Annotated in this window: 23 protein-coding genes, 1 tRNA gene and 1 pseudogene; 11 read left to right on the top strand and 14 right to left on the bottom strand. The window is 62.2% G+C overall.

The genetic code is table 11. From position 1 onward, the window contains the following. Positions 1 to 16: 16 nt before the first annotated feature. The 7 genes from OJI97_RS01680 to OJI97_RS01650 are packed head-to-tail and all read right to left on the bottom strand — an operon-like array spanning position 17 to position 9,932. Positions 17 to 1,390: an alpha/beta hydrolase gene (locus OJI97_RS01680; RefSeq protein WP_297660405.1), complete on the bottom strand. Its 1,374-nt coding sequence runs from the start codon at positions 1,388 to 1,390 to the stop codon at positions 17 to 19. After that, the gene (gene treA / locus OJI97_RS01675; protein WP_297660401.1) at positions 1,380 to 2,903 is read right to left on the bottom strand and encodes an alpha,alpha-trehalase TreA; all 1,524 of its coding nucleotides are present in this window, start codon (positions 2,901 to 2,903) and stop codon (positions 1,380 to 1,382) included. The genes OJI97_RS01680 and treA overlap by 11 nt, the downstream gene beginning before the upstream one ends. Then, positions 2,900 to 4,117, bottom strand: coding sequence for a sugar MFS transporter (locus tag OJI97_RS01670; protein ID WP_297660399.1), 1,218 nt, complete (start codon positions 4,115 to 4,117; stop codon positions 2,900 to 2,902). Before OJI97_RS01670 ends, treA begins: the two co-directional genes overlap by 4 nt. Beyond that, positions 4,117 to 5,148 carry an alpha/beta hydrolase fold domain-containing protein gene (locus OJI97_RS01665; protein WP_297660396.1) on the bottom strand — a complete coding sequence of 344 codons (1,032 nt, stop codon included), beginning with the start codon at positions 5,146 to 5,148 and terminating at the stop codon, positions 4,117 to 4,119. The genes OJI97_RS01670 and OJI97_RS01665 overlap by 1 nt, the downstream gene beginning before the upstream one ends. A 2-nt stretch (positions 5,149 to 5,150) precedes the next feature. After that, positions 5,151 to 6,116, bottom strand: coding sequence for an alpha/beta hydrolase fold domain-containing protein (locus OJI97_RS01660; RefSeq protein WP_297660394.1), 966 nt, complete (start codon positions 6,114 to 6,116; stop codon positions 5,151 to 5,153). Continuing rightward, a complete protein-coding gene (locus tag OJI97_RS01655; RefSeq protein WP_297660391.1) occupies positions 6,113 to 7,435 on the bottom strand; it encodes a family 1 glycosylhydrolase in 1,323 nt (440 codons plus the stop codon). Before OJI97_RS01655 ends, OJI97_RS01660 begins: the two co-directional genes overlap by 4 nt. Positions 7,436 to 7,442: 7 nt before the next feature. Next, positions 7,443 to 9,932: a TonB-dependent receptor gene (locus OJI97_RS01650; protein ID WP_297660388.1), complete on the bottom strand. Its 2,490-nt coding sequence runs from the start codon at positions 9,930 to 9,932 to the stop codon at positions 7,443 to 7,445. 137 nt (positions 9,933 to 10,069) lie between these two features. On the opposite strand from OJI97_RS01650, the gene OJI97_RS01645 reads away from it, so the two are divergent. Both OJI97_RS01645 and OJI97_RS01640 read left to right on the top strand, forming a co-directional pair. Next, positions 10,070 to 11,107: a LacI family DNA-binding transcriptional regulator gene (locus OJI97_RS01645; RefSeq protein ID WP_297660385.1), complete on the top strand. Its 1,038-nt coding sequence runs from the start codon at positions 10,070 to 10,072 to the stop codon at positions 11,105 to 11,107. 176 nt (positions 11,108 to 11,283) lie between these two features. Further along, positions 11,284 to 11,359 (top strand) — tRNA-Lys (locus OJI97_RS01640). Positions 11,360 to 11,464: 105 nt separating this feature from the next. Here the strand turns inward: OJI97_RS01640 and OJI97_RS01635 are convergent. Next, positions 11,465 to 11,929 (bottom strand): hypothetical protein, encoded by a 465-nt coding sequence (locus tag OJI97_RS01635; protein ID WP_297660382.1) that lies wholly within the window; start codon positions 11,927 to 11,929, stop codon positions 11,465 to 11,467. Between the two features lie 306 nt (positions 11,930 to 12,235). Between OJI97_RS01635 and OJI97_RS18990 the strand changes: the two are divergent. The 5 genes and pseudogenes from OJI97_RS18990 to OJI97_RS01615 all read left to right on the top strand — a co-directional run. Then, positions 12,236 to 13,168, top strand: a pseudogene (locus tag OJI97_RS18990) (DNA cytosine methyltransferase); the annotation flags it as partial. 12 nt (positions 13,169 to 13,180) lie between these two features. Beyond that, a complete protein-coding gene (locus OJI97_RS01630; protein WP_297660379.1) occupies positions 13,181 to 13,669 on the top strand; it encodes a hypothetical protein in 489 nt (162 codons plus the stop codon). 94 nt (positions 13,670 to 13,763) lie between these two features. Beyond that, entirely contained in the window at positions 13,764 to 15,035 is a 1,272-nt protein-coding gene (locus OJI97_RS01625) for an AAA family ATPase (RefSeq protein WP_297660376.1), read from the top strand. 2 nt (positions 15,036 to 15,037) lie between these two features. Continuing rightward, positions 15,038 to 16,324 (top strand): hypothetical protein, encoded by a 1,287-nt coding sequence (locus OJI97_RS01620; protein WP_297660373.1) that lies wholly within the window; start codon positions 15,038 to 15,040, stop codon positions 16,322 to 16,324. Positions 16,325 to 16,326: 2 nt separating this feature from the next. After that, positions 16,327 to 16,746, top strand: a complete 420-nt coding sequence (locus OJI97_RS01615; RefSeq protein WP_297660371.1) for a very short patch repair endonuclease — start codon at positions 16,327 to 16,329, stop codon at positions 16,744 to 16,746. Positions 16,747 to 16,882: 136 nt separating this feature from the next. On the opposite strand, the gene OJI97_RS18985 is transcribed toward OJI97_RS01615, so the two are convergent. Next, positions 16,883 to 17,155: a DUF5818 domain-containing protein gene (locus OJI97_RS18985; protein WP_367184740.1), complete on the bottom strand. Its 273-nt coding sequence runs from the start codon at positions 17,153 to 17,155 to the stop codon at positions 16,883 to 16,885. A gap of 139 nt (positions 17,156 to 17,294) precedes the next feature. Between OJI97_RS18985 and OJI97_RS01610 the strand changes: the two genes are divergently transcribed. The 4 genes from OJI97_RS01610 to OJI97_RS01595 all read left to right on the top strand — a co-directional run bounded on the left by OJI97_RS01610 (position 17,295) and on the right by OJI97_RS01595 (position 19,051). Further along, positions 17,295 to 17,498, top strand: coding sequence for a helix-turn-helix domain-containing protein (locus tag OJI97_RS01610; RefSeq protein ID WP_031292190.1), 204 nt, complete (start codon positions 17,295 to 17,297; stop codon positions 17,496 to 17,498). A gap of 127 nt (positions 17,499 to 17,625) precedes the next feature. After that, on the top strand, positions 17,626 to 18,225 hold the full coding sequence (locus tag OJI97_RS01605) for a hypothetical protein (protein ID WP_297660364.1): 600 nt from the start codon (positions 17,626 to 17,628) through the stop codon (positions 18,223 to 18,225). Between the two features lie 228 nt (positions 18,226 to 18,453). Continuing rightward, a complete protein-coding gene (locus tag OJI97_RS01600; RefSeq protein ID WP_297660360.1) occupies positions 18,454 to 18,681 on the top strand; it encodes a hypothetical protein in 228 nt (75 codons plus the stop codon). Between the two features lie 70 nt (positions 18,682 to 18,751). Continuing rightward, on the top strand, positions 18,752 to 19,051 hold the full coding sequence (locus tag OJI97_RS01595) for a hypothetical protein (protein WP_297660358.1): 300 nt from the start codon (positions 18,752 to 18,754) through the stop codon (positions 19,049 to 19,051). Positions 19,052 to 19,231: 180 nt separating this feature from the next. On the opposite strand, the gene OJI97_RS01590 is transcribed toward OJI97_RS01595, so the two are convergent. The 5 genes from OJI97_RS01590 to OJI97_RS01570 form a co-directional block, all read right to left on the bottom strand. Next, the gene (locus OJI97_RS01590; RefSeq protein ID WP_297660355.1) at positions 19,232 to 20,995 is read right to left on the bottom strand and encodes a bifunctional DNA primase/polymerase; all 1,764 of its coding nucleotides are present in this window, start codon (positions 20,993 to 20,995) and stop codon (positions 19,232 to 19,234) included. Beyond that, positions 20,992 to 21,258 carry a hypothetical protein gene (locus OJI97_RS01585; RefSeq protein WP_297660352.1) on the bottom strand — a complete coding sequence of 89 codons (267 nt, stop codon included), beginning with the start codon at positions 21,256 to 21,258 and terminating at the stop codon, positions 20,992 to 20,994. Before OJI97_RS01585 ends, OJI97_RS01590 begins: the two co-directional genes overlap by 4 nt. A gap of 281 nt (positions 21,259 to 21,539) precedes the next feature. Continuing rightward, on the bottom strand, positions 21,540 to 22,256 hold the full coding sequence (locus OJI97_RS01580) for a hypothetical protein (protein ID WP_297660349.1): 717 nt from the start codon (positions 22,254 to 22,256) through the stop codon (positions 21,540 to 21,542). Positions 22,257 to 22,269: 13 nt separating this feature from the next. Continuing rightward, positions 22,270 to 23,430, bottom strand: coding sequence for a site-specific integrase (locus tag OJI97_RS01575; protein WP_297660347.1), 1,161 nt, complete (start codon positions 23,428 to 23,430; stop codon positions 22,270 to 22,272). A 297-nt stretch (positions 23,431 to 23,727) separates the two neighbouring features. Further along, on the bottom strand, positions 23,728 to 25,011 hold the full coding sequence (locus OJI97_RS01570) for a phospholipase D family protein (protein WP_297660344.1): 1,284 nt from the start codon (positions 25,009 to 25,011) through the stop codon (positions 23,728 to 23,730). Between the last annotated feature and the right edge of the window lie 47 nt (positions 25,012 to 25,058).

Raw genomic sequence — 25,058 nt, 5'->3', positions numbered from 1 at the left:
CTCGCCCCTTCGCGCCTTATCGAACCGCGTCGGCGGCAGGGCGCTTGCCCGTCTCGACCCAGCCCTTCAGCGCTTCCCACGTCGCGGTCATCTGTTCGGGCGAGAAGCCGCAGTGCGTATAGCCCTCGACCCCGCCGACCGGCAGCGCCGCCTTCGTCCCCGGCACCGTATATTGGACGAGCCGCTTTTCGTTGCCCGCCGCCGCGACGATGCGCCCCAGCGCCTCCGACTGGGCGTAGGGGACGAGCGAGTCGATGCGGTTGTGGATCGTGACCAGCGGCACGTCGAACCGCCCGGTCGCCTGATGCCAGCGGCGCGCGTTGGCGACCGCAGCCGGGTCCGCCGAAATGCGCTGGACCTTGGCGTTGAAGGCGGCGGCCTCCTCGGCCGTCATCTCGGGGCTCGCATAGACTTTGCCCACGTTGCCATAGATGTTGCCGCCGAGCGTCGCGCCCAGATCGTCCATGCCGAGCGTCACGGTGACGAGCGGAAAGGCGATCGAGGCCACTTCGGGCTCGAACCCGCCGATCGAGGCGACCTGTTTCAGGATGTGTGCCTCGCGCCCGTCGGGGTTCGCCGCCGCCGCCTGCGCCAACATCAGCACCGGCATGGCGATCTGCACGATGCGTCCGTTACGAAAGGCGTCGCTGCTCGCCGCCTCACCCGCGGGCGGGTCCATCGGGAAGGCCGACTTGAGCAGGTCGTGCTCGCCGGGCAAGGCATAGGGCGTGCCTTCGGTCAGCACATTATAAGCGGCGCGCATGTCGATGAGCTGCGCGAACAGGCTTTCCCAGCCGTCGGTGACGCCGCACGCCGAAATCGCGCCGGCAAAGGCCTTCGGATGCTGCTCGATCAGCGACAGGACGATATTGCCGCCCATCGACCCGCCCGCGACAAGCACGCGCTTCGCACCAAGCCTGGTCAGGAAATCGCGCAGGCGGAGCGTGTTCTCGGTCGCGCTCTCGACCCCCATGCCCGCCTTGTCATAGGCGCTGTGGCCCGCGGCATAGCCGTCCTGATAGACTTTCAGCATCATGCCGTTGGTTCCGACGGCGGGCGAGAGCGGGTCCTCGGCCACCGCGACCGGCGAACCCGGCGCCGAATAGCCATGCGCGAAAAGCAGGGCGCCGCCCTTCCAGCCCGCCGGGAAAGCGACCGAGAACTGGTCGCCTGCGAGCTTGCCCGCGAGGACGAAGCCGCCGTCCGGCGCGGGAAGCGTTTTGAGGCTGGTGGCGCCGAGCTTCGCCGCCTTGGCGACCAGCGCCGATTGCGTCGATGTCAGCGTGACCGCCGGGGTCTCCTCCGCATGAAGCGCCATAGGCGCGGCGAAGGCCAACAGCGCGGGCGCCAGCCGCATCGCGAACGATAATCTCATCCCTTTACGCATCATCGCCTCCACTCCTTCCTGCTTTCCTATCTCGGATCGCCAGCAATTCCAGCGTCACGCCGTTGGTCCAGCCGAACCCCGTTTCGGTGCCATATTCGCCGCCCGAGCCCGCCGAACAGGCGACGACGTCATATTTTTCGAGAAGCTGGCCGGTCGCGGCATAATGCGCCTCGACCATCGCGATCCAGCGGTCGGCGATCGCATCGGCAAGCTGCGTCTCGCCATAGCGGCGCAGGCCCGTGATCGCGATCCATTGCAGCGGCGCCCAGCCGTTCGGCGCGTCCCATTGCTGCCCGCTGTCGCACAGCGTCGTCATCAGGCCGCCGCGCCGCAGCAGACGCCGCAACGCCGCCGCGCTCCGCGCCGCACGCTCGCCGCTCGCGAGCCCGGCGAAGAGCGGAAACGCGGCCGCCGCGGTCAGGCGGTCGGAGGACGCGTCTTTGTCGAGATCGAAATCGGCATAATGGCCGCCCCCTTCGTGCCACAGGTGATCGGCGATGGCACGCGCGCGGGCTTCGGCGCGGGCGGCATAATCGGCGGCCATGGCCCGGTCGCCCAGCCCCTCGGCTTCGGCCGCGATCGCCTGTTCGAGCCCGAACAGCAGCGCGTTGAGATCGACCGGAACCAGCCGCGTCGTGCGGATCGAGCCGAGGCTCTGTCCGTCGGCGAGCCACCGAGAGCTGAAGTCCCAGCCGCTTTCGGCCGCGGCGCGCAGGTCGCGCCACAGCGTCCCCGCCTCGCGCGCTTCGGCTTCGGCGGCAAGCGCGACATCCTCGCGCCAGCTTTCGTCGCGCGGGCGGTCGCTGTCGTCCCAATAGCGGTTGAGCAGCGCGCCGTCGGCCAACCGCACGACACGGCGCACCGCGGCCCCGGGCGCGAGGCCGACCGCGCCGTCCATCCAATACTCATGCTCGCGCACCATCCAGCCGAGCCGCTGGCGGCGGCCCTCGGCGCTGACGTCGCGCGACAAAGCAGCCATCAGGTGGAAGAAGGGCGGGTGCGAACGGCTGACATAATAGCTGCGCGTGCCGTTCGGGATATGGCCGATGCGGTCGAGCAGGCTGCCGAAATTGGCGATCATATTCTCGACGAGCTGCTGCTGCCCCGAGCGCGCGAGGCCGAGCATGGTGAAATAGCTGTCCCAATAATAAAGCTCGCGAAAGCGCCCGCCGGGGACGACATAGGCGTGCGGGAGCCAGAGCTCGGACGACCCCGGCGCGGGTTCGCTCGCGGCGCGGGTCAGCAGCGGCCACAGCGCCTCGATATGCGCGGCGAGCGGGCGCTGATCGAGCGGCGGGTCGGCCCAGTCCTGCGGCAGGTCGAAATTGGCGAGGACGAAGCGGCGCAGCCCCTCCCCGCCCTCGGGCTGCTCGGCCTGCCAGTCGGCGAGGATCGCGGCGGGCGCGCGGCGCGGGCGCGCGTCGGCGAAGGTCTTGGAATCGGGGAACAGCCCGCATTCCTGCACCGCCGCGAACAGCGGGCCGAACAATCCGGCGGGGGTATCGACGGCGGTCATGCAGCCGCTCCCGCGACCCGCCGCCGCACGAACGGCAGCGCAAGCGCGACCAGCGCGATCGGGAGCAGCAGCAGATAGAAAGCGGTCGTCCCCGGCAGCGTCTGGAACAAGAGCCCGACGAGGAAGGAGCCGATCGTGCCGCCAAGCGCGGAGAAGATCACGATCAGCCCGATCATCGCCGCGTGGCGCTGCTGCGGCAGCGCGCTAAGCGCCACCGAACAGACGGTCGGATAGATGGGCGCGAGGAAGAAGCCGATCAACGGAAAGAGCCAGGCGGCGGCGGGCGCGCTGGCCCAGCCGATCCCGGCGCGCGGCTGTACCCCTTCGGCCAGCGGCAGCGCCGCGACGACAAGCAGCGCCAGCGCCGCAAGGCAGGCGAGCAACACCGGCAGCCAGTCGATGCGGCGAAGCAGGATGCCCGACGCCAGCCGCCCGAGCGCGAGCGAGGCGACGAAGAGGCTCGACATCTGGACACTCATCGCGGCGGGCAGATGCAATATCTCGCGGTTGAAGGTCGGCAGCCAGGTGCCGACCCCCTGCTCGACCAGCACATAGAGGAACAGTGCGGCGAGCACCGCGGCGGTCGCGGGAAGCGCGGCGAGCGCAAGCATCGCCTTCCACCCCGCCGTTACCGAAGCCCCCTCCCTGTCGACGGGAACCATGCTCTCGTCGAGCCGGACGCCGAGCCAGAGGATGGCCGCGAGCGCGCAGACCGCCGCGAGCAGCCAATAAACGCGCAGCCAGTCGCCCGCGTCGATGAACCAGCCGAAAATCCACGCGCCCGCGAGAACGCCGCCCATGAACACGCCCTCGATCAGGCCGGTAATGCTGGCATGGTCGGCGGGATCGCGCGCGACGAGGCCGATCGCCGAATAGGTCGCGATCTTGGTGACGCCGAACGCCAGCCCGGTCGCCACGAACAGCGCCTGCATCGCCGCAAAGCCGGTCGCGAAGGAGGCGAGCAGGCAGGCCGCCGCCATCGCCGCGAGCACCGCGATCAGCGAGCGGCGATAGCCGAAGGCGGGCACCGCGGCGACGAGCAGGAAAGAGGCGGCGACGACCGACAGATCCTTGCACGCCTCGAGCGTCGATCCCATCGGCTTGCTGATCCCGAACTGGGCGATCGATTGCAGAATGACGGTTCCGACGCTGTTCATCAGCAGGCCGAGCAGCGCATAGGTGAGCGCGAGCGAGGCGATGGTGCGGGTTCGCATCAACGCGCGCTTCGTCCCAGATGCCGGTCGAAGAAGGAGGCGATCAGCCGATACGCTTCCATCGATTCGGGCATGTCGGGCCAGACGAAGAAGGCGTGCGGCAGGCCGTCGAACAGATGAAGCTCGCTCGGCACTCCCGCCGCCGTCAGCCGCCGGTCGGCGAGCGTCAGCGCGCTGACCGCGAAATCGCGTCCGCCCGCGAGCAGCAGCGTCGGCGGCATCGCCTTGATCTCGTCCGGCGAGGCGAGCGGATAGGCAGCGGCATCGCTCGCCGGGACATCCTGCATATAGGCCAGCGGCAGCACGTCGGGGAGCGCGGGCACGGGCAGCGCCGCGCCGCCGGTGATCGGTCCGGCCAGATACGGACTGTCCCCCGAATAGGGCGCGCCGGTGCCGCAGAAGGTGCCGATCGCGCCGGGGCGCGGCAAGCCCTGACGGCGTATCCACGCGGTCGCCTGCGCGGTGATGACGCCGCCCGCGGAGCAGCCGTAGATGCCGATATTCTCCGGCCGATAATCTTTGAGCAGCGCCTTGTAGACCGCGGTGACGTCCTCCGACGCCGCTGGATAGCGATGCTCGGGCGCGAGGCGGTAATCAACGGTCACGACCTTGACGCCCATCGTCGCGGCGACCGGGATCGCCTCGACCAGCGCGCCGCTGCCCGACCCCCACATGAAGGCGCCGCCGTGGACGTTGACGAGCACGCGCGCGGCATTGCCCTTGGCGATCCCGTCCGCGGGTTCGACGATGTCGACGGTGACGCCATTCATCACCGCGCCCTGCTCGCGGGTCCGGAAATGCTTCCGCATCTCGGCGAGGCGGTCGTCGTTGTAGCGATCGTAAAAGGCGCGCTGCTTTGCAACATCGGTCGCGATGTCGGCGGGTGCGGTCGCGGCGGCCATGCGCTGGAGCACGGCCTGCGCCTCGTCGCTGAGCTGGTTCGACACCGGCAGGGTGAAGGCCGGCACCGCGAGCTGGGCCGCAGTCGGTGTTGCCGCTGCGAGCGCGGCAGCGGCGAGCACTATCCTCATGGTCATTCTCCCAGCCGCTCAGTGAAGAAGCGCGCCATCACGGCGAAGGCGGCATCGCTTTCGGGCGCATCGATATAGGCCCAGAAGGCGTGCGGCAGCCCGTCGAACACCACCAGCTTCGCGGGCGCGCCCGCCGCGTCGATCGCACGGCAGAAGTCGGCGGTGCCGCTCAGCAGGAAATCGCGCGTGCTGGCAAGGCAGAGCGTCGCGGGCCAGCCGGTCAGGTCGCCGCGTTGCGGCGAGACGAGCGGATCGCTCACCGCCCGTCCGCCTGCGTAGAGCGCGGCCAGCGCATCGACGCCCGATGCATCGGCGAACAGCCCGGCGCTGTCGCCGACCCGCGACAGGTCGGCAGCGCCCGAGAAGAAGCCGAGCGCGGCGGGCTGCGGCAATTTCTCTGCGCGCAGCCGGGCGACGAGCTCGGCCGACAGGATCGCGCCCGCGGACGTGCCATAGACGCCGATCCGCGCCGGATCATGGTCGGCCAGCAAGGCGCGATAGACGGCGAGCGCATCGTCGACCCCGGCCGGAAAGACATGCTCGGGGGCCAGGCGATAGCGCACCGCGACGACGCGATAGCCGGTGAGCGCCGCGACCGCGGCATTCTCGCTGATCGACCCCGCATCGACGATGAAGCCGCCGCCATGAAGATTGAGCAGGACCGGCGCCTTCGCCGCGCCCTTGGCGGGAGTGAAGATGCGGACCGGAACCCCGGCGATCGCATCCTCCTTCATCGTCACGCCATAGCGCGCGAGGCGCGGCACGCCGATTTCCTGCTGGATCGCGTCGATCCGCGCGCGGCGTCCCGCGATATCCGCGGGTTCGGGCGAGCGCGCGGCATCGGCGGCGAGCCCCGCCTTCGCCTCGGGCGACAGGAAGTCGGGCCATGGCGCCTTGACCGCCTGCGCCTGCGCCGTCGCCGATGCGAGCCCCGCTGCGAGCAGCAACACCAGAAGAGGCCGGATCATCCTGCCCGAACTCCGCCCGCCCGCGCGATCGCGCCGAGCCGTTTCGCGCTCGGCTTGACCGTCCGCTTGAAGGTCCGCCGGTCGACCGACACCAGCCCGAATTTCGGGCCATAGCCCGACATCCATTCGAAATTGTCGAGCAGCGACCAATGGATATAGCCGAGCACCGGCACGCCGTCGTGCCGCGCCGCCTCGACCGAGGCGACGGCTTCGGGAATGAAACGCTCGCGTTCGCTATCGTCGGCGGCGTCGATGCCATTCTCGGTCACCATCACCGGCAGCCCCGTCGCCTTGTAGGCATAACGCACGACATTGCCGATCGCGGCGGGAAACCATTCGCCGCCGCCCGGCCGCTTCGGCGCATCGGCGGGCGGATCGACGTCGCGGTCGGCGCCGACAAAAGCGCGGCCATAGGTCTGCACGCCGATGAAATCATCCTTGTCCATCACCGCGAAGAAAGGGCCATAGACTTCGGCGCGCTTGCGCTCGATCCCGCTGTCCGCGCCGACTGCGACATTATCGGGAATGGCAAGGCTCATCCCGATCGGCAAATCCGAACGCACCGCGCGGATCGCCGCGCGCGCCGCGACATGCGCGGCAACGACGCCGGAGATCATCGGCGCCGGATCGCCCGCGTTGAGCAGCGAGAAGCGATCGGACCCGCTCGCCTTCGCCGCCGCCGCACAGCAAGCCGCGACCGCATCGCGCATCGCCTGCGATAGCGGGTGAATGGCCCAGTTGCCGCCGAGCGCCAGATTGGGCTCGTTGAAGGTCAGCGCATGGCTGATCCCCGCCGCCATCGCGCGCGCGACCCGGTCGCAATAGCGCGCGAACAGGTCGGGCGCGTCGGGATTCTCCCACCCGCCCGCCGCCGCGAACCAGCGCGGGGTGGTGAAATGGTTGAAGGTGACGACCGGCGCCAGCCCCTGCTCGCGGCAATGATCGACGATACGCGCATAATGATCGAGCCAGGCCTGGCTGAACTGCCCCGGCGCCGGCTCGATCCGCGACCATTCGACCGAGAAGCGATAACAGTTGAGCCCGAGCGCCTTGACGATCGCGACGTCCTCGCGCCAGCGGTGCAGGCTGTCGCACGCATCCCCCGACGGCTCGGCGAAGATGGTCGGCTTCACCTGCTCGAGCAGCCAGATGTCGGCATTGATATTGTTACCCTCGACCTGATGCCCCGCGGTCGCGGCGCCCCAGAGGAAGGGATGCGAGGCGGGAGCCGCGCGGAGAGGGCCGGCCGCGGCGGCGGCGACCGCCGCAGCGCCGAGGCCGATCATCTCGCGCCGGTCGAACCGGGTTCCGGCCGTCATGCCGGGCTCAGAAGCGATAGCGGGCCTGCACGCCATATTGCGCCGGCTCCCCATAGATCGAGTTGATGAAACCCGAATTATTATAACCGGGATTGGCGGTGACGCGATATTCCTTGTCGAAGATGTTGGTGCCGTAAACCGCGAGGTCGATCGGCGCGCCGAACATATTGTTCCACTCGAAGCGCAGGTTGACGAGGCCATAACCCGCGATCGTGTCGAACGGCTGCGCTTCGGGGGTCACGCGCTGGCTCGACTGATAGGTCCAGTTCGCGTTGAACGCCATCTCCCCCACCCCTTCGACGGGCGGCAGATCGATCCGCCCATTGAGGCTGAACTTGTGCTTGGGTACGAAGGAGAAAGGCGTTCCCGACAGGTCGCGGCTCGGCTGCGCCGCGGTCAGCGCCGAAGGGATTTCGGGGATCGCGATCGAATCATATTCGAGATATTTCGCCGAATTATAGGAATAGACCGCGCTGAACGTCAGACCGCGCACCGGCACGAGTTGCCCCTCGAACTCCAGCCCCATGACCCGGGCCTTCTTGGCGTTGGTCAGAATGTCGGACCCCGCGATCGACGCGCGCTGGATCACCTGGATATCATTGTACCAGGTATAGAAGGCCGAGATGTTCGTGCGGGCCCTGGCATCGCCGCCCAGATTCCAGTCCTTCTTCACTCCGAGTTCGAGGTCGGTCACCTGTTCCGGCCGAACCGCGAACAGCGGGTGTTCCTCGCCAAGAAACAGTGAGACGATCGGGTTGGTGGCGCCCGATTTATAGCCGCGCCGCGACACCACATAGAGCAGCGTGTCGGGGTTGGCCTGCCAGTCGAGGCCGACCTGCCACGTCGGTCCGTTGCTCTTGCCGTTGAAGCTCGGCGTCGTGCAATTGGGGTAATAGAGGGTCGGGAAACCGCCCGCCGCCACCGCCTTGAAGGCGTCATAGGTGCAAAGATCGGCGTTGAGCCCGATCACCTGCGCCGCCTGTTCGGGCGTAATGAGGCCGACGGCCGCGAGCTGATTGAAGACGTCGTAGCTTTCGGCCGCCTGATAGGCCTGGATCTCGCCGCCGAAACGGTCCCAGGTCCAGCGGAAACCCGCGGTCGCGGTGAGGTCGGGCGTCAGCTTATATTGCGCCTGCGCATAGATCGCCTTGCTCTGCGCACTGACGCGCGCGGCCGGCTGAAGGCTGAGCGCGGGGAGCAGCGGCCCGTCGACGCCCAGCGCTGCCTGAAACTCCGGCGGCAGAATGATCGGACCGCCGCCGAGGATGCCGCCGAACTGCATCGGATTGACGGTCTGGAAGGTCAGCGGCGACGGCGTCTTGTCGTCGAGGAAAAAGCCGCCCGCCTGGATGCGCAGCGTGCCGTCGTCATAACGGAGCTGCAGTTCCTCGGTGATCGTGCGCAGGTTATTGTTATAGCTGCCGGGATAGGCACCGAGCAGGTCGGCGATCGGCAGCGGGGTCGAATCGCGGTCGGTCGCGCTCGTCGAGCGGGTGCGCGCGTAGCTGAAGACATTCTTCAGCGTCAGCGTGTCCGACAGGTCGAATTCGGTGTTGTTGAGCGCGAGAAACGCTTTCGCGACTTCGCGGGTGGGAACGCTGAGCGCCGTCTCGCGCACGCCGCGTGCCTGCTGTTCCAGCAGATAGGGCTGGAGCAAAGCGGCATAGGGCCGATCGGGATTGACCGCGAGCAGGATGCTGCCGCCGCCATGCTCCTTCACATTGACGAAGCTGACCGCAGTATAGCTGCGGATCGTGTCGGTGGGGTTGAACTGCAGGCCGAAGCGCAGGCTGTAATTGTTGCGGTTGAGATAGTCGAAGCCCGTGACGGCATCGCGGACATAGCCGTCGCGCTTGTCGAACTGCCCGGCAACGCGGATCGCGAGCTTGTCGCCGACCAGCGGGATATTGAGCGCGCCCTGCCCGCTGCGCCGATCATAATTGCCGAGCGTCAGGTCGGCATAGCCTTCGACGACGCCCATCTTCGGGTGCATGGGTTCGAGCAGCACCGCGCCGCCGGTGGTGTTGCGGCCGAACAGCGTGCCCTGCGGGCCCTTCAGCACCTGAAGCGAGGCAAGATCGAAAAAGCTGCCGGGTCCGCTGACGCTGGTCGGCACTTCGGCGAAATAGCCGACGACGCCCGGACCGCTGCCCGTGCCCTGCCCCGTGCTGCCGCCCATGCCGCGGATCGAATAGGTTTCCTGATTGCGCGCAACGTCGCCGACAACCGACAGCGACGGCGTGTAATTCTGAAGATCGGTGCCGTTGTTCACGCCCTTTTCGCGCAGATTGTCCTGGTTGAAGGCCGTGATCGCGATCGGCACCTGCTGCGCGCGCTCGTCGACGCGGCGCGCGGTCACGATGATCTCGTCGAGCCCGCCCGCGGCCGAATCGGCTTCCGGCGCGTCCTGCGCCAGCACCGGCGCGGGAACGGCGGCCAGCGCCAGCGGCGCCACGCCCCAGCAAAGCGACATCCAATATTTGCGCGTGATTGCCATCGATCATCCTCCCTCGGCGGGCTGTGTCACCCGTTCGCTGATTCTGATAGATTTTTATGAAATGCATTTCAACAACAAGTTTCATAGCATTGCGATCGAGCATTGCGCGCGCGGCATCGCTGCCATATGAACGGCCTATGGCGGCCCGGAACAGCGATACGACCACGATGCCGCGCATGACACGCCCGACGATGGACGACGTCGCGCGTATTGCAAAAGTTTCAAAGCCGACCGTCTCGCGGGTGCTCAGCGGCAGCCCGCTGGTCAGCGCCGAGACGCGCGAGCGCGTGCTCGCGGTCGCGCGCGAACAGGGCTATGCGCCGAACCGCAACGCGCAGAAGCTGCGGCGCGAACGCGCCAACGCGATCGCGGTCGTGCTCGACTTCGGATCGCACCGCCAGGGCGCGATCGGCGACCCCTTCATCTTCGAGCTGCTCGCGGGCATTTCAGAAGCGCTGTCGGTGCGCGATCTCGATCTGCTGCTGTCGCCGTCGGGGCTCGATACGGTCGAGGGTTTCGTCGATCTCCACCGCTCACGCGGCGCCGACGGTTTCATCGTGCTGGGACAGGGCGCGCGCGATGCGCTGCTGCGGAAGGTCGCGCGCAAGGACATTCCGATGGTCGTATGGGGTGCGGTCAGCGACGCGAGCGGCTATTGCGCGATCGGCAGCGACAATTTCCTGGGCGGCCGGCTGGCGGGCGAGCGTTTCCTATCCTGCGGACGCCGCCGCTGGCTGTTCGTCGGCAACCGCCAGCACGAGGAAATCCGCCTGCGCTTCGAGGGATTGCAAGCGGCCGCTCGGACAGGCCAGGACATCGAGATCGAGGTTCTTTCGATCGAATCCATGGCCTTTTCGGCGGTTCACGACCAGGCGCACACCTATCTGAAGGCCTGTGCCGAGCGGCCCGACGCGGTCTTCACCTTTTCCGACACCGCCGCGATGGCGGTCATCGGCGCCTTCAACAAGGAAGGCCATCTGACCCCGCGCGATTATTCGCTCATCGGCTATAACGACATTCCGCCCGCCGCCCATTTCACCCCGTCGATCACCACGATCGCGCAGCAGACCGGGGTTGCGGGGGCGCTGCTGGTCGAGAAACTGATGCAGACGCTGGATGGTGGGCGGCCGCGATCCGCCATGCTGCCGACCCAACTCGTCGCCCGGCAGACATGATACCGCCTTGGCCGAAAAGCCCCCGGCCGGCCGCTCCATTTCGCGGCGACCCGATCCTGGCGGAAAAAATATCGGCAAAGGCCATTGCCATGCGCGAATGAGCATGATAGCGGGCCGCTCTCTTCGCAGCACAAGGTTCCCCGGAGCCGCTGAGAAGACCGCCGAAAACCGGCAGTGGACGCATAGCTCAGTTGGTAGAGCAGCTGACTCTTAATCAGCGGGTCCTAGGTTCGAGCCCTAGTGCGTCCACCATATTTCAATGACTTAGATGTAGGCGGCTCGCCTTGCCTCGTATCGGGGCACCATCTGGGCACCAGGCAAAATTCCTGCCCTGCAAAACGCTACCGAAAGCCTGAATTAGCCGTTGTCGATGCTACCGCGAATGCGGGATGCTACTTCGTCGGCCTCCGCAACGAGCGTGAGTATCTGAGCACGTATCACATCTAGGCGCTGCCGATCGGGCGTGGACGTCAGTCCGTCTTCCACTCGGCCGTAAACTTGTATGTATCGATCGATGAGAGCTGCGCGACGCGCCCGTTCCGGCTCGTCGAGTTCGAGTCCGGCAAGGTGCGCTTGCCACGACTTGTTGCCCTTCCGCGAGTTGCAAGGCTTACAGCAAGGAAGCAGGTTTCCGAGGCGATGGCCATAACCGCTGAACCGGCTGTCCTTGACGGTTGCGAAGACGTGATCCCACGTTTCCGCTGCATCACCGCAATATGCGCAAGATAGGTCGTTGTCGGGGTCATTGCCAAGTAAGGTGACGGCTTCCCGGACCCGCGCTTCATCGAAGGAGTCATGCGGCGCGATAGCGGCAGCGAACATGTGGTTGATGGTTGTGCGCCGCCTTACAAGCATTCGATAAGGCCTGAGGTGAGACGCAATACTTCGTAGGCGCATGCATATCCTCTGCCACCTGCCAGCCGACACCGCCAGACCGACGGCCCTGACTGCGATAAAATTCGTCTGCAAGGTACCGACCTGCCCCCGATGTGCCTAACTTTCTGCCGGCACAAACTGTTGTGGATCATAGGAGATTTTAGGGCTGCCATTTGCGCATATGCTCGATATGATGCGCGCAAGGAATCGATGTGTGCGGCTACGCCAGAGCTGGAAATGAGGGATTAGAGATTGCTTCGAGACCAGCACCCAACACGGCAGGAAGCCGGTGACTGTACCGCCGCAGGCTCAGCCTGCAATTCAACGTTCAAGATAGCATCTTTCTTCGCCGGAATAGGCGGTTTCGATCGTGCCTTTGAACTCGAAGGTGGCGAAGTCGTATACCAATGCGAAAAGGATCGGTTTTGCCGCGCTGTGCTAAAGCGCCACTGGCCCGACAGCGCGATCGCCACAGACATACGGCAAATCGAGGCATCGGAGATACCTGATGCGGACATCTGGACCGCAGGCTTCCCCTGTCAGGACGTCTCGTTAGCTCGTGGGAACCACGGCCGTACCGGCCTCAAAGGGAACCACACGAGCTTGTTCTTCAAGCTCGCCGACCTCGTAGCGGAGTGCCGCCCCCAGGTCCTGTTGCTGGAGAACGTAGTCGGCCTTCTGAACTCTCATGGTGGCCTCGACTTCGCTATAATCCTGCGAGAACTGACCTCGCATGGGTACGCGGTTGCTTGGCGAGTTATGAATGCCCGCTACTTTGGAGCGCCACAGTCACGACCTCGGGTATTTCTATGCGCTTGGCGTGGTGACTACCATAGTGCTGTCAAAGCACTATTTGAGGAGACGCCTGGAACGAAACCGGGGCCAGAGCGGACGGGCTTCATCACCGAATGTAGCCATGCCAAGACAGGCGCAAAGGTTCCGCTCGTGGCTTATTGCGTGTCCGCCACGTCCGGTCGGCACACCGGTCTTGATTGGAGTCGCTCTTACGTCTCGTACGCGGACGCAGTGAGACGGCCGACGCCGACCGAAAGCGAACGGCTGCAAGGGTTTCCTGCTGACTGGACAATCCCATCAGATGACTATCGCCCACCGGCTCGCGGCTTGGATTCCGAGCGCTACAGGGCAGTTGGGAACGCCGTAGCAATACCGGTAGTCCAATGGATTGCAAACCGGCTCATGCCGCTGCTTCGAAACTCTCACCCATCGAACACGCAGGATCTAAAAAGCGCCGTCCTAGAACTTGCCCCAGATCTGAAGAATCGCACTTCGATCGTCCTTTTCGATGAGATTGAGACAGATCTAGACGAGGGTCATTTCCAACGGCGTTGGAAGTCAGGCGGCTGCGCGTTCAACAATGTCATTGTGGAAGGTGTTGCACCGGCGGCACCGACCAAAATCGTCAATTCTTCGTTCGTGGACGCACTTGATGAAAGCTTGCCGGACGATCGATACTTTCTCACACCGAATGCCGCAACCGGCATCCTGCGTCGAGCCGACGCGCTGGGGCGCAATCTTTTTCGCCCGATGCGGCAAGCCCTAGAGATTTTGGTCAAAAGGACTACTGTAGCCCCAGACAATGGAGCAGTAGTAACCGGAGAAGCAGTTGGCCAGTCCCGCATTCGTACGGCTCGGACCGAGCAGTGCTGCCAAGTCGCAGGAACTTGATAAGACTCCTGCGGGTCCCTACTCCCATGACGTTGAGCTTGAGTGCGCTCAAGTCCCAGGCGGCTTCGACGCAGGTTCTCCCGTTTGGCTGTGGTTGGGCAGCGACAACAACAAGGGTCAAGCGACCGATTGGACGCAAGGCATCCGGGCTCTCGGATGGTGCGCTCAGAAGGATGCCTTGGGTGGTTCTCGGTACCGGATCGTTATCACTGACCTGCTGATGCTGCCCCGCTCCGTCGAGAAGCTTGAGCTGCTTCAGGCGTCGCCGGAGACGTATGCCCGATCGCTTTCCGAAGCAGCTATCATCGGTCTTAATAATTACTCGTCGCAGGTCGTACAGCTGCTCACGCCGAAAGAGTTCGCGACCATCGGTGCGATCATTGCTCGCCTGCTCCCCGAATCGCGCGAAGGACTGTTTGATGCGCTGCCGGATGCAGCTGAGATTGAGCTGATCGAACGTCCGTCCGTAGCGAAAGCTCCAAATCCGATCGACGAGGACCACGACCCGATCGAGATCGGCGACGACGATCCATATCTCCAAGCTGTTCGACACAGTATCGAAGAGGACGAGATGGGCGGCGTCTTGTTCGTCGGCGTGCCGGCGACAGGTAAGACTTGGTATGCACGGCAGGTAGCCCGCAAGCTGACGAGCGACAATCGCCAGCGCATTCGCGAGATACAGTTCCACCCGTCCTATCAATATGAAGACTTCGTTGAAGGGTACGTACCTGACGCCCAGGCTGGCTTCCGCCTGGCACCGAAGCACCTTCTTGAAATGATCGAAGAAGCGAACAAGACAGACGAACCGGTCGTAATGATCATCGACGAGTTTAGCCGAACCGATCCCGCCCGCGTTCTCGGTGAGGCGCTCACCTACATGGATGGCCCGATGAGAGGCGTCCCGTTCTACCTGCCATCGGGGCGCAAGATCGCAATCCCGAAGAACCTCGTCTTCCTCGCGACAATGAACCCTGACGATCGCTCGGTCGACGATATTGACGACGCGATGGATCGCCGTTGGGGCAAGGTCACTCTCGAACCGAGCGCCGACAAAGTTCGCGAGTTCCTGAAAAAGAACGGGGCTGATGGGGCCTTCATCGCTGCCACTATCCAGTTCTTCCAGACTGTCCAGAAGCACGCGCCGCTTGGCCATGCGCTGTTTCGACGTGTCAAGGACGCGCCATCGCTCACGCGTTTGTGGGACACGCAGCTCAAGTACCAGATGCACAAGAGGTTCCGGTTCGATCCGGCGGGACTTACTGAGATCGAGACGCTTTGGGCTGAATGCAAGGCGGCTTTGCAGCCAACGGCACCCAAAACCGGCCCTGGGGCCGCAGCCGAATCCGAGCAGATCGCGGCCGAATAAGATTGGCAAACGGCGCTGAACATCGGCTGCTCACAGTCGCGTCTCGCAGCTCTGTCGAGCTGCCGCTCTCCGCAGTCTTGGCGGACGGCGCCATAGAGGTTTACCCACAGGTCGAGAGCAAGGGCCTACTGTTCCTCCAATTCCAAGGAGGTCGCGTCATTATTACGGCCGGCAAATACATCGGCCTGATCCCGCTCACGCCGAACATATCAGTCGAAGTGAGGCCGAAGCTACCAGTGAGTAATCTCGCCCATATTCTTGACCATGCACGAGCTTCGCTGGGCAGCGTCGCGCTTGATCGCGTGTATGAGCTTGGTGGCGATCAAGGTTCCACGATACTGGAGTTTCTACTGAGCAACCTGCTGAGCGCACTCAGAGAGGTTCAAGCGCGCGGTTACCTAAAAACGTACGTCCGCCGCAGCGAAGCCGGATTGCCGCGCGGCCGTATTTTGGTTGGTCAGACCGTTAAGTCGCTTTGGAGCCGAGGCGAGAGGCACAGGGTGGCGACCGAGGCATTCGAGCAGACGGTGGACGTTTCACCGAACCGAGCGATTAAGCAGGCGCTGGAATGCGCGATGGTCGCCCTCCGGCGAGCAATGCCGGAATCGCCGGTGCTAAAGCGAGCCAACCGCTTCTTTGTCGAATTTCCCCGCACTGTGACGAATTTTCGAAACTCGGATCTCGTAGCATGCGCAGAGTTGCTCCGCTCGCGGTCGTTACCAGCGTCCCGTGATTATTACTATCGGCCATTGGAGATCGCCACACTGATCCTGTCGCGCGCTTCTGTCTCGCTTGAGCACACCGGCGGTAATGTCGAACTCGAAACGTTCGTCCTCGACTTCGAAGACGTGTTCGAGAGATATCTCAGACGGACTCTACAGCTCCGCGCACCGGACCCGTTCGTTGTCAAGGATGGCAATGGAGACGGGGCTCGGCCCCTTTACGACGACCGGCCTGAGCCGCCCGCCCACCCGGATATCGTCGTGAAACATGCGCAATGGCCGCCATTAATCGTTGATGCCAAGTACAAGAACAAACCCGATCGAGCCGACGTGAACCAAGTGGTCACCTATGCGGCATGCTATCGGACAAACACCGTCATCCTCGCGTACCCTGCCAAAGGCCCGACTCAAACAGGGATGAAGCTGCGCGGCACGATCAACGGAGTGCGCGTGTTCGGTTACGGCTTTGACCTGGCCGCCGAGAACTTGCTCGACGAGGAAGAAAAATTCGCAAATGCGATAACGGGGGTAGTCCCTGCTCCAGCCGTTGAGGAAATGGCCGCTTAGAGATGACCGATCATCTCTCGGCTGAGCGCCGTTCTGCCAACATGGCTCGGATTCGAAGCACAGACACCAAGCCGGAGCTGGTAGTCCGGAGGCTGCTGCATGGCTTAGGTTATCGCTATCGATGTCATCGGCGCGACCTTCCCGGGAAACCTGACTTGGTTTTTACTAGCCGCCGCAAAATCGTGTTTGTGCATGGCTGCTTTTGGCATCAACATCCGGGATGCCCGAGGGCGACCCGCCCTAAGTCGAGTAAGTCATATTGGCACCAGAAGCTCACTCGCAACGTAGAGCGAGATGAGGTGTCGAGGTCCCAGCTGGAGGACGAAGGTTGGGATGTCCTGACGGTTTGGGAATGCGAAACGAAACGACCTGACCTGAAGAAGCGTCTTCAGCAGTTCCTAGGCCCTACTCGCTACAGCTAATGATTGTGCGGCCCATCACCGTGCTGTTGTGGAAACTTCGGTCTTCGTCGCGCCGGAAGGCATTCCAACCGAACGAGCATTTGCGCCGAACATTGATCCCTTTGGTTTAACTCAGACAAGGCGCTTGCCGTTAATCTTAAAGTCGTTGTCGTTTCCGCCAGTGATTGAACCACCGGGTCCAACTCTGGTTCGGCGGCCAATCTTCGCCGTCGCGTTTGATCCTGACGACCTCTAACCGGTTGAAGCCGGTGCGAACACCTTCGATCGTCACAGGACAATCGAGATACCGTGAGAAGCGTCGGCTCGGTTCGAGTTCCCATTCTCCGCCTTCACGGACAGCAATGAAGAAGCGATAGCCCGGCCGCCGTTCTATGATGCCTCGGATCGTGTGAAGCGTGCCTAGCGGCATGGGGTTGTCCGTCGATGCATATCCACCTCTCGTTGTAGTCGATGAGTGACATCGATAAGAAAGCGGCGACCGTCTGGCAAAGTGAATTGTCACCGATTGTCTGTAGACTGATTGGCTACATGACGGTCCATGTCGCGCAATGGATATTCGGGAACGTCTTGCGAGAAATCTGCGCCTGCTGCGGCAGGAAAAGGGTTGGTCGCAGGAAGCGTTCGCGGACGAGGCGGGCTTGCACCGCACCTATATCAGCGACCTTGAGCGTGGAGCGCGCAACCCGACAATTACCGTGGTGGACAAGCTCGCTATTGCCTTGGGCGTCACGCCGGGGCGGCTACTCGATTAGGCGCTGCACCTGCCCCAAACCACAGTATTTCGCTGAAAAGCCAGCTTGAGAGACACACAGCCGCCGTCCGAAGAGCCGGAGGCTGGGCCTGAGACCGGAGAGTTTCGGATGTATATTGCCGTCCGAGATGCAGGAGGTTTTTATGGGCGGCATTGGATCGGGCGCGCGGCGCTCAACACATATCGGCAATGTTGAGGATACGCTGGCGCTCGACATTCGCGTTTTGCGGCGGCTGGGCGTCGTTCGCCCCGGTGGATGCACATGCGACACGGTGCACTGGACGATTGGCGGCCTAAGCAGCACCAGCACGCGCCTTCGGATCGATCTCAGCGACATTGAACGCGGTGGCGTTATGGCAATCAACGCCGATATGCCCGGTGGCACCATCAAGCAGCACATTGCTATCGAAATGTTGCCATCACCATTCGGAGGCCATCGCTGCTACTTCATCTGTCCGTTCACCGCTCGGCGCTGCGAGGTGATCTACTATGCTGGAGGCCGGTTCGCCTCTCGCGAGGCACAGCGGCTAAGCTATGCGGTGCAGGGCATGAATGATCTATCCCGTGCCCGCCGGAAGACCGCCAAGCTGCGCAGCCGCCTCTGCGGGTCGGGAAGTCAACCGCGCCCGCGTGGGCGCAATCGCATCGATACCGTGCGATGCCTCCGCGAAGCAGAATATGAAGCAAAGACCCTTTACCTTGATCGCCTGCGCGCCCTTGCCGATTAGTCTGGTGCCCATCGGATGCCCGGCAAAAGACGACAACCCGCCCGAGATTCCAATTTCCGCGCTTTGGGCAAGGTGACAGCCTGATTTGGAATCAGCGGGTCCTGCCCGAATTGCGCGATGTGGCGCACCGGCACCCACGCGAAAATCAGCGGGCCTTGCGCGGGGTTTTTCCTGACTTCCCCGTCCCTATGATCTTATTGGGAAGATGGTCAACGAAAGGAGGCCATCTTGCCCAACGACGAACCGCTCGATCGACTGCACCTGATCGATCATGCCCGTGCGCTCTTCCCCGGCGCGACAATCGACGTGATCTACACACCTGATGAGATCATCCACATTGAGGTGGACGGGCACCGCTACACCTTCGAGATCGGCAGCGATGATGACGAATATCTTTTCACCGACGGGAAAGCGTCATTCTCGATCCCGCTCATGGAAATCGACTGGGATTTCTAGGATTTCTCCTGACACGCCTTCCGAATCCGCCTTAATGGAAAGGTCGTTCAACAACCAAGGAGTGAACGACATGACCACTACGACGAACCCGACCGCCCCCGCCCCGACTGCAAAAGTCGAACCCGATACTGGCACCAAGGCGGCCAGTTCCAAGGACACCCCGAACATGGTCACGCTCGACCAGCTTGCCCGCGAATTGAACATGCCGCCCCGTGACGCCCGGATGCTGCTGCGGCTCGCTGCGAAGCAAACCAAGCTTTACCCGACATTGGGCAAAGATCATGCCGCGCGCCAGCCGTGGCAGTGGACTCCGGGATCGAAGGCGCTGGAGGAAGCCCGCAAAGCTTTGTCCGCAACGCCGACCGTCTGAGGCGCGTTCGGGGGCATCGGTCAGCCCGGTGCCTCTCGCGCCGTGCCCAATCCAACATTTCAGGTTTTCATGTTTTCAACGCCAGGAGCATCATGAAAAGCGCCGGGGCGACACGGAAACGCATGATGCAACTTCCGCCCCCACCCCGGCGATGAAAACTTGGAAACTTGAATAGTTGGATTACTCCGGCGGGAGCGACCAGAACCAGATTTTGCCCTGCTTGGCGGTAATGATGCCGAGTTCCTTCCGCGCTCGGTCAAGGGTGGATGCACTTATCGTCCGCGCCTCGCCCTGCGATTTGAGCGCCGCAGCCGCCTTGGGGCCACCGGCCAGCGCCTCAAGCAGATATTCCTTGGCTACCTCCCTTTCATCCTGATCCGGGCCGCGCATGGATGTCTCGCCCGAAAAGAAGTCATCGGCGGTAATGTCGGTGAACTTGTCGAAGCCGATCTTCGGCTGCTCTCCCTTCCGACCATCGGCATCGCCCATCGTGAACAGCATGGACTCCCCGCGTTCGAAGTTCGTCTTCATGTGGAACACGATGAAGCCCCGGACACCGTCGCTGCGGCGGGCAAGGCCAAACTGATTGCGCGAGATACCCACGAAGTCGGTCGATCCCAGCCCCTTCTTCATGGCCTTGTCTTGGGCACCTTTGCCGAAGTGACGGACGCAGATAATCGCACACTTTCGGTTCATCGCGATCTCGCCCAAGCGTGACATAAACTCGCGCACGTCGATATTGCTGTTGCCGTCAACGCCGGACATGAAGGCCTGAATGGGATCAAGGATAACGAGATGGGGTCGCTTTTCGGCAATTTCGCCATCCATCCACTCGACCATTTCCGCTGTGAGCTGGAACTGCCGCGACTGGATGAACACCCGCGACAGGTCCGCACCGTTCGCTTCCAGCCGCTTCTTGATGACCGCGCCCGGCAGGTCCTCGAAATTGAACAGGAAGCAATTGGCAGGTTCAAACCGGTCCCCGTTAGGCAACTTGTCGCCACGGCTCAGACGCGCGCAGAGCCAAACGCAAAGCTGACTCTTCCCGTCGCCGGGATCACCGTCCAACAGCCCGAGCGTGCCAAGGCAGATGTATGGATACCATAGGAAATCAAGGCGCTCTTCCGGGATTTCCGAGAACGGAATGATCTGGGGCAAGGCCTTGACCGGATATCGCGAGACGCTGCGCGCGATTTGCCTGACCTCGCGATCCGGCAATGGTTTTTCCGACATGGTGCGGTTCAACGTCTTTAGCGTTTCCAGCACCGCCGCTCGCGGCACCCCCTTGGCGTGCATGTATCCCGCGAACTGCGTCATGGTGGAATTGCGCAGCCCAACGGGGATCGGCCCGCCTCCGCCCTCATCGGACGATTCTTCGGGCCGTTCGGACATGTCCGCGATGTTCTGCGGCAAGTCAGCTAATGGCTCGTCTTCCCACACAGCATATATCGCCCCGGAAGCATGGCGCGAGCCCGGCCCGACGACATAGGAGCCGGGACCGCTTTTCACATCAAGCTTGTTCTGCACCCCGTTGCGGGCGGGCATTTCGCCCCGATAGTAGAAGTGAAAACCGCGCGCTGTCTTCACGGTGAAGGTCGGCGGCGGGTGATAGCCGGATCGAAACGCCCCCAACGCTTCCTTGCTGTCGCAGTCGATCACCGCCAGCCCTTCGGTCGCCACGGCATAGTTCATGTCCGGGTGCTTGCGATGCCAACGCCTGATGGTTTTCAGGTCGGCCGTCGCGTCCTTGACCCCGTGGGGAACCAGAGAACTGATCGGGTGCTTGCCGGGGCTTGAGCATTCATCGACGCCACATGTGCACCGGCGAGCGACAACACCGTGGATCGGCAGGACAGGAATATCCTGCCCTGCGAACCTTTCCATCATGCTGAGAACGCTGGCGCTTCGGTCAAACCGAACTGCAATGGTTTGTGCAGACGTCATCGGGCGGCCTCCCGCCATGCGGCGAAGTGATCGCGAGCTTCCGCACACATATCTCCCAAATCAGTCCAAGTTTCTTCAGATTCCAGCCATGCTCGCGCTGCCTCAAAGTCATGCCCGAAATCGAAAGCGAACGTGTTTGAGCGCTGATCGCAGATTGTTGTTGTCCGGGTGTGGACCTCCTTGATTGTTAGTCGGAACTCGACTTCTACTTCGGTCGCCGGATTGACCGGCGCAGCCTTGCGATTGCGTAGCTTCTTGCTCATCGTCCAGCCTCCTCAGCGAGACGGACGAGATGATCGCGCACAGCTTCTGCGTCCCAGAATACGCAGCCGCCAATGCGGTATCGCCGGGGGAACACCCCAGCCTTCTCCCAGCGCAAAATTGTGCTGTTTGCATTGCGAACGCCAAGAGCCCGCAAGCCTGCCCGATCAAGGGCAATTGGATTTTGTTGCATTTCAAACCGTCCTTTCTGTTTGGAGCGGTTCGAGCAAATATGCGCAGGATCGAAACGAATGCAGGGCTGAAAAGAGGGCGCGAAATGATCCTATTTTCGCCCTATGCTTTTGCATGCCTTCTGCATGACCTCTCGGCTCGGCGCTCTCCATTCCCCGAAAGGGCTTTCCGCCGCCTTGTAGGCATTGCGAAATGCGTCAGACGCAGCCGCCACCATCCGCTGGTATGGCCCGGGCTGCTCCTTGGTTACACCCGGTGTCTTGCCTGTTAGGTCGAAGTAGATTTGAGCCAGGCGGCGGGCAAAGGCGAACTGTACGCCTGTTCCGGGATTTTCTAGCCGGTCGCTGGGGAAGCCCGCGAGAAATGGGCTGGTTGCTGTACCGTTCCCGATAGGCGGCACACTCAAGATTGATGCGGCGATAGCCTCCAGCCGCTCGACGGGTTGAACCAAAGCTACATAGTCATATTCGAAGGGTGACCAGTCTGGACCAGTCGCCCCGAAAAATTTTGCCTCATAATGCTCAGATCGAAGCCAAGGCATGTTTTCCTCGGCTGCTACCCGCAAGGCCGCAGCTTTCGCCTGAAGCGACCGTAACGCCTTGCGCCGTTCTGACCTATTGGGTTTGAGCCTATCCCCTGCCACGTCGCGGACGTGCTGCGCAAATGCGCTGGCAAGGTGGTATCGGAGATCAACAAGGCTGCGCTGCTCTACTCCGCCGATGGCCTCGGCAATAGCCCGTAATTCGGTCGAACGCAGGAAATCTAGCCCTTTAGGCAAATAAGGATCGGCACGAAGGCGGGCGCGCATCGCTGCGCGAGCCTCACTTGTCGTTCTCCGAGCATAAGCCTTCAAGAAACTGCCCCCACATATCCAATGCCGTCCGCCGCTCAGTCTGATATTGGAACAAGTTGTATACAGCGGCGATTCCCGACACAATTCCTGAGGTGTGGTTCAAAATTTTCTCGACTACATGAGGGAGAACGCCAAGGCGGGCCATGCCTGTTGTGGCAGTTCGGCGAAGATCGTGAAAGCGCCAGCCGGATGTCTCTGTCTGCTCATGGATATGGCGCAACGCCTTGCTGAACCCACTGATCGGTGAGCGGCGCGTCGTGGTGAAAACCCAGTCACAATCCTCAAAACGCGGGACAGCGGCCAGCATACGCAACGCGAAATCATTGAGAGGGACGACATGTGGCTTGCCATTCTTGGCTAACTCCGCAGGGATCACCCATTGCTTGCCATCAAGATCGACCTGGCTCCATTTCATCTGCGAAACCTCTCCGCGTCGCTGGGCGGTCGCCAGCAGAAGGGGCACGAATTGCCCGAACGGGTAGGGTTCATTGGCGCAGACACGAAGCGCGGCGCGGATTTCATCGTCGGTCAGCACCCGGTCGCGCGGTTGTTCGCGAGTGGGCGGCTTGGTCCCGGCAACGGGCGATGCTTCGATGATGCCGCGCTCCGTGCACCAGTTGAAGAGCTTGCGCAGGTGGGCGTGAATGCGGTTCGCCTGATAGGATGCCCCGCGCTCAATGGCTCCGTCCATCAATTCGATGATGTCATGCCGCTTGATCTCGCGAATATCGCGCTGCCCGAGAACGGACACGAACTCGCGATCCATGATGCGCTCGGCCTCTCGCCAACTGCGGTTGCGCGGGCGGGCGTATTGGCGGATAAAATCAGCACAGACGGACTCCACTGTCATGCTGAGCTGGCGGCGGCGCGCGGCGGGATCAATGCCCTCGTCAACCAACCGCAACGCTTCGAGCGCCTTGTTGCGGGCTTCGGCAAGGGAGATGCGGGGATGAACGCCAAGCGGCAAACGGCGTTGGGTCAGTCCGTAGCGGTACTTGACCGTGAAGACCTTCCTGCCGGTCGGGAATACCCGAAGGCTGAACCCCGGGCACAAGAGATCATGGACCTCATACCGTTTCACATCGGGCTTGAACGCTTCGATTGCCTTGACGCTAAGTGCTTTGCGCATGTGCCGTTCCTTTCAACGGCACCTCAATAATCATGGATTTCCGCCATTCTCAAAGGAATTCCTGATCGCGGACGGGATGCGTAAGAAAACTACGGGCTGCTACAGGTCCACCGATGACCGGGGGGTGCTTAGAACCGAAATCCGGGCAACGAACGCAGACCAAGTGCCGCGCGATAGTCTGGGGAATTTAGAGTCTCATTCGTTCAATTGCCGCTTGTGCGTAATGTCAGTGATGGAGAGCGGGCCGGTCTCCAAATCCTCTAAACCGACCATATCACTGAACGGCAGACATACCCTTTAGCCTGCTATGTCATGGCCGATAAATCTTAAAGCCTTCAATGTCCGCCCATTCACTGGCGGCCGATCCGGGGTCATCCAGCCGACCAATTCCATGACACAGTTTTCACCGAACCTTCCCAACTTCCACTTCTCATCGAATATGCAATCGTAGGCCCGCTCAAGCATGAGCCCATCACCGTGCAACAAGTAAGCAAGTGTAGCCTTAATTTCCGGTAGTGTGTTGCGCTTCGCAAAATCGGTTTTTAGGCCCGGCAACCCGCCCGACACGAATCTAAGCATGTCGTAAAAGGCATGACATCCACACAGGGTGTCAAACATCTGATCGTAGTCCATGGCCTCGATAGTAGAGACCGACGCGAATCCCTCCCGCAGCCGCGCGATGTTACCAAACTCCTCTTCGGCATAATACATATCGCCTGCTCTGGTATCGCCGACTTGCGCCCAGTCCCGTAGATAGGTCAATGTCCGCTCGCGACGTTCCGGCTGAGCAACCAGGGTTGATTGTTTCCAAGTTTCGCCGGGTGCGTGGATCAATCGGGTCCAGCCTAGAAACCGATTGAGTTCAATCTCGATGTCGCCATCGGCAAACTCGGCCCGCCTAAGCCCGCTTTCCAACATAATATCCCGAACCTCCCGAAAGGCTGGGATGACCTGTTCGTCATATTTTCGACGCAATTGCTCAAGGAACGACCGCCGTTTGGACATAACGTCGCTACCCGCCATGGCGCTTGGTGGGTCCACTTTTCCGACTAGCTTCGTCAAATATTGTTCAAATTCGGCCTCTTCTTTCGGGTTTCCGATCTGACGAAACGCGGTTTGGTACGCGGCAAGAATATCGGGCGTCATCGCACCGGCGTGGCTCCAGAATAGGTCAAAGAGGCCGGGCAATTCGTCGAACGCCGCATCGCGGTCTTTACGAACCACAATCGAAACTTCGCGATTGGACATTAATCCCGCAGATGTCAGATTTGCGCTCCCGACCATCGCTTGATCATCGACAATATAGAGCTTCGCGTGAAATGCCCGACTGGTGAAAAATCGCAGAGTGACCAGCGGATCTGCCATTGCCTTGGCAACCACCGTTGGGGGAGTAACCGAGCACAAACGCACGATCAGCTTCACCTCACAGCCTCTCTTGGTGAGCCTTTCGATGGGATCGTAGGTTGAGAAAAAGGGGCTTGCTAACATCGCCGACTTGGCACCCGGTGCCGTAAGCTCAAAGAAATCTATGGTGTAGCCACTGGATTTGGAGTTTCCGTATGCGTCCCTTAGTTTCGGCATGATACCATCCAGATCTCTGTTGAGGCGTCACCTTTATCTGATTAAAC

This window comes from Sphingopyxis sp. (assembly GCF_025869345.1).
Taxonomy (GTDB): Bacteria; Pseudomonadota; Alphaproteobacteria; order Sphingomonadales; family Sphingomonadaceae; genus Sphingopyxis.
The sequence above is the reverse complement of the archived record's forward strand: the minus strand, read 5'-3'. Positions and strand labels throughout refer to the sequence as shown.

Excerpts from the sequence above, each read along its gene's own strand:
- OJI97_RS01680 (WP_297660405.1), bottom strand. The coding sequence starts at position 1,390 with ATGATGCGTAAAGGGATGAGATTATCGTTCGCGATGCGGCTGGCGCCC.
- treA (WP_297660401.1), bottom strand. The coding sequence starts at position 2,903 with ATGACCGCCGTCGATACCCCCGCCGGATTGTTCGGCCCGCTGTTCGCG.
- OJI97_RS01670 (WP_297660399.1), bottom strand. The coding sequence starts at position 4,117 with ATGCGAACCCGCACCATCGCCTCGCTCGCGCTCACCTATGCGCTGCTC.
- OJI97_RS01665 (WP_297660396.1), bottom strand. The coding sequence starts at position 5,148 with ATGAGGATAGTGCTCGCCGCTGCCGCGCTCGCAGCGGCAACACCGACT.
- OJI97_RS01660 (WP_297660394.1), bottom strand. The coding sequence starts at position 6,116 with ATGATCCGGCCTCTTCTGGTGTTGCTGCTCGCAGCGGGGCTCGCATCG.
- OJI97_RS01655 (WP_297660391.1), bottom strand. The coding sequence starts at position 7,435 with ATGACGGCCGGAACCCGGTTCGACCGGCGCGAGATGATCGGCCTCGGC.
- OJI97_RS01650 (WP_297660388.1), bottom strand. The coding sequence starts at position 9,932 with ATGGCAATCACGCGCAAATATTGGATGTCGCTTTGCTGGGGCGTGGCG.
- OJI97_RS01645 (WP_297660385.1), top strand. The coding sequence starts at position 10,070 with ATGGCGGCCCGGAACAGCGATACGACCACGATGCCGCGCATGACACGC.
- OJI97_RS01635 (WP_297660382.1), bottom strand. The coding sequence starts at position 11,929 with ATGTTCGCTGCCGCTATCGCGCCGCATGACTCCTTCGATGAAGCGCGG.
- OJI97_RS01630 (WP_297660379.1), top strand. The coding sequence starts at position 13,181 with ATGCCGCTGCTTCGAAACTCTCACCCATCGAACACGCAGGATCTAAAA.
- OJI97_RS01615 (WP_297660371.1), top strand. The coding sequence starts at position 16,327 with ATGACCGATCATCTCTCGGCTGAGCGCCGTTCTGCCAACATGGCTCGG.
- OJI97_RS18985 (WP_367184740.1), bottom strand. The coding sequence starts at position 17,155 with ATGCCGCTAGGCACGCTTCACACGATCCGAGGCATCATAGAACGGCGG.
- OJI97_RS01610 (WP_031292190.1), top strand. The coding sequence starts at position 17,295 with ATGGATATTCGGGAACGTCTTGCGAGAAATCTGCGCCTGCTGCGGCAG.
- OJI97_RS01605 (WP_297660364.1), top strand. The coding sequence starts at position 17,626 with ATGCAGGAGGTTTTTATGGGCGGCATTGGATCGGGCGCGCGGCGCTCA.
- OJI97_RS01595 (WP_297660358.1), top strand. The coding sequence starts at position 18,752 with ATGACCACTACGACGAACCCGACCGCCCCCGCCCCGACTGCAAAAGTC.
- OJI97_RS01590 (WP_297660355.1), bottom strand. The coding sequence starts at position 20,995 with ATGACGTCTGCACAAACCATTGCAGTTCGGTTTGACCGAAGCGCCAGC.
- OJI97_RS01585 (WP_297660352.1), bottom strand. The coding sequence starts at position 21,258 with ATGAGCAAGAAGCTACGCAATCGCAAGGCTGCGCCGGTCAATCCGGCG.
- OJI97_RS01580 (WP_297660349.1), bottom strand. The coding sequence starts at position 22,256 with ATGCGCGCCCGCCTTCGTGCCGATCCTTATTTGCCTAAAGGGCTAGAT.
- OJI97_RS01575 (WP_297660347.1), bottom strand. The coding sequence starts at position 23,430 with ATGCGCAAAGCACTTAGCGTCAAGGCAATCGAAGCGTTCAAGCCCGAT.
- OJI97_RS01570 (WP_297660344.1), bottom strand. The coding sequence starts at position 25,011 with ATGCCGAAACTAAGGGACGCATACGGAAACTCCAAATCCAGTGGCTAC.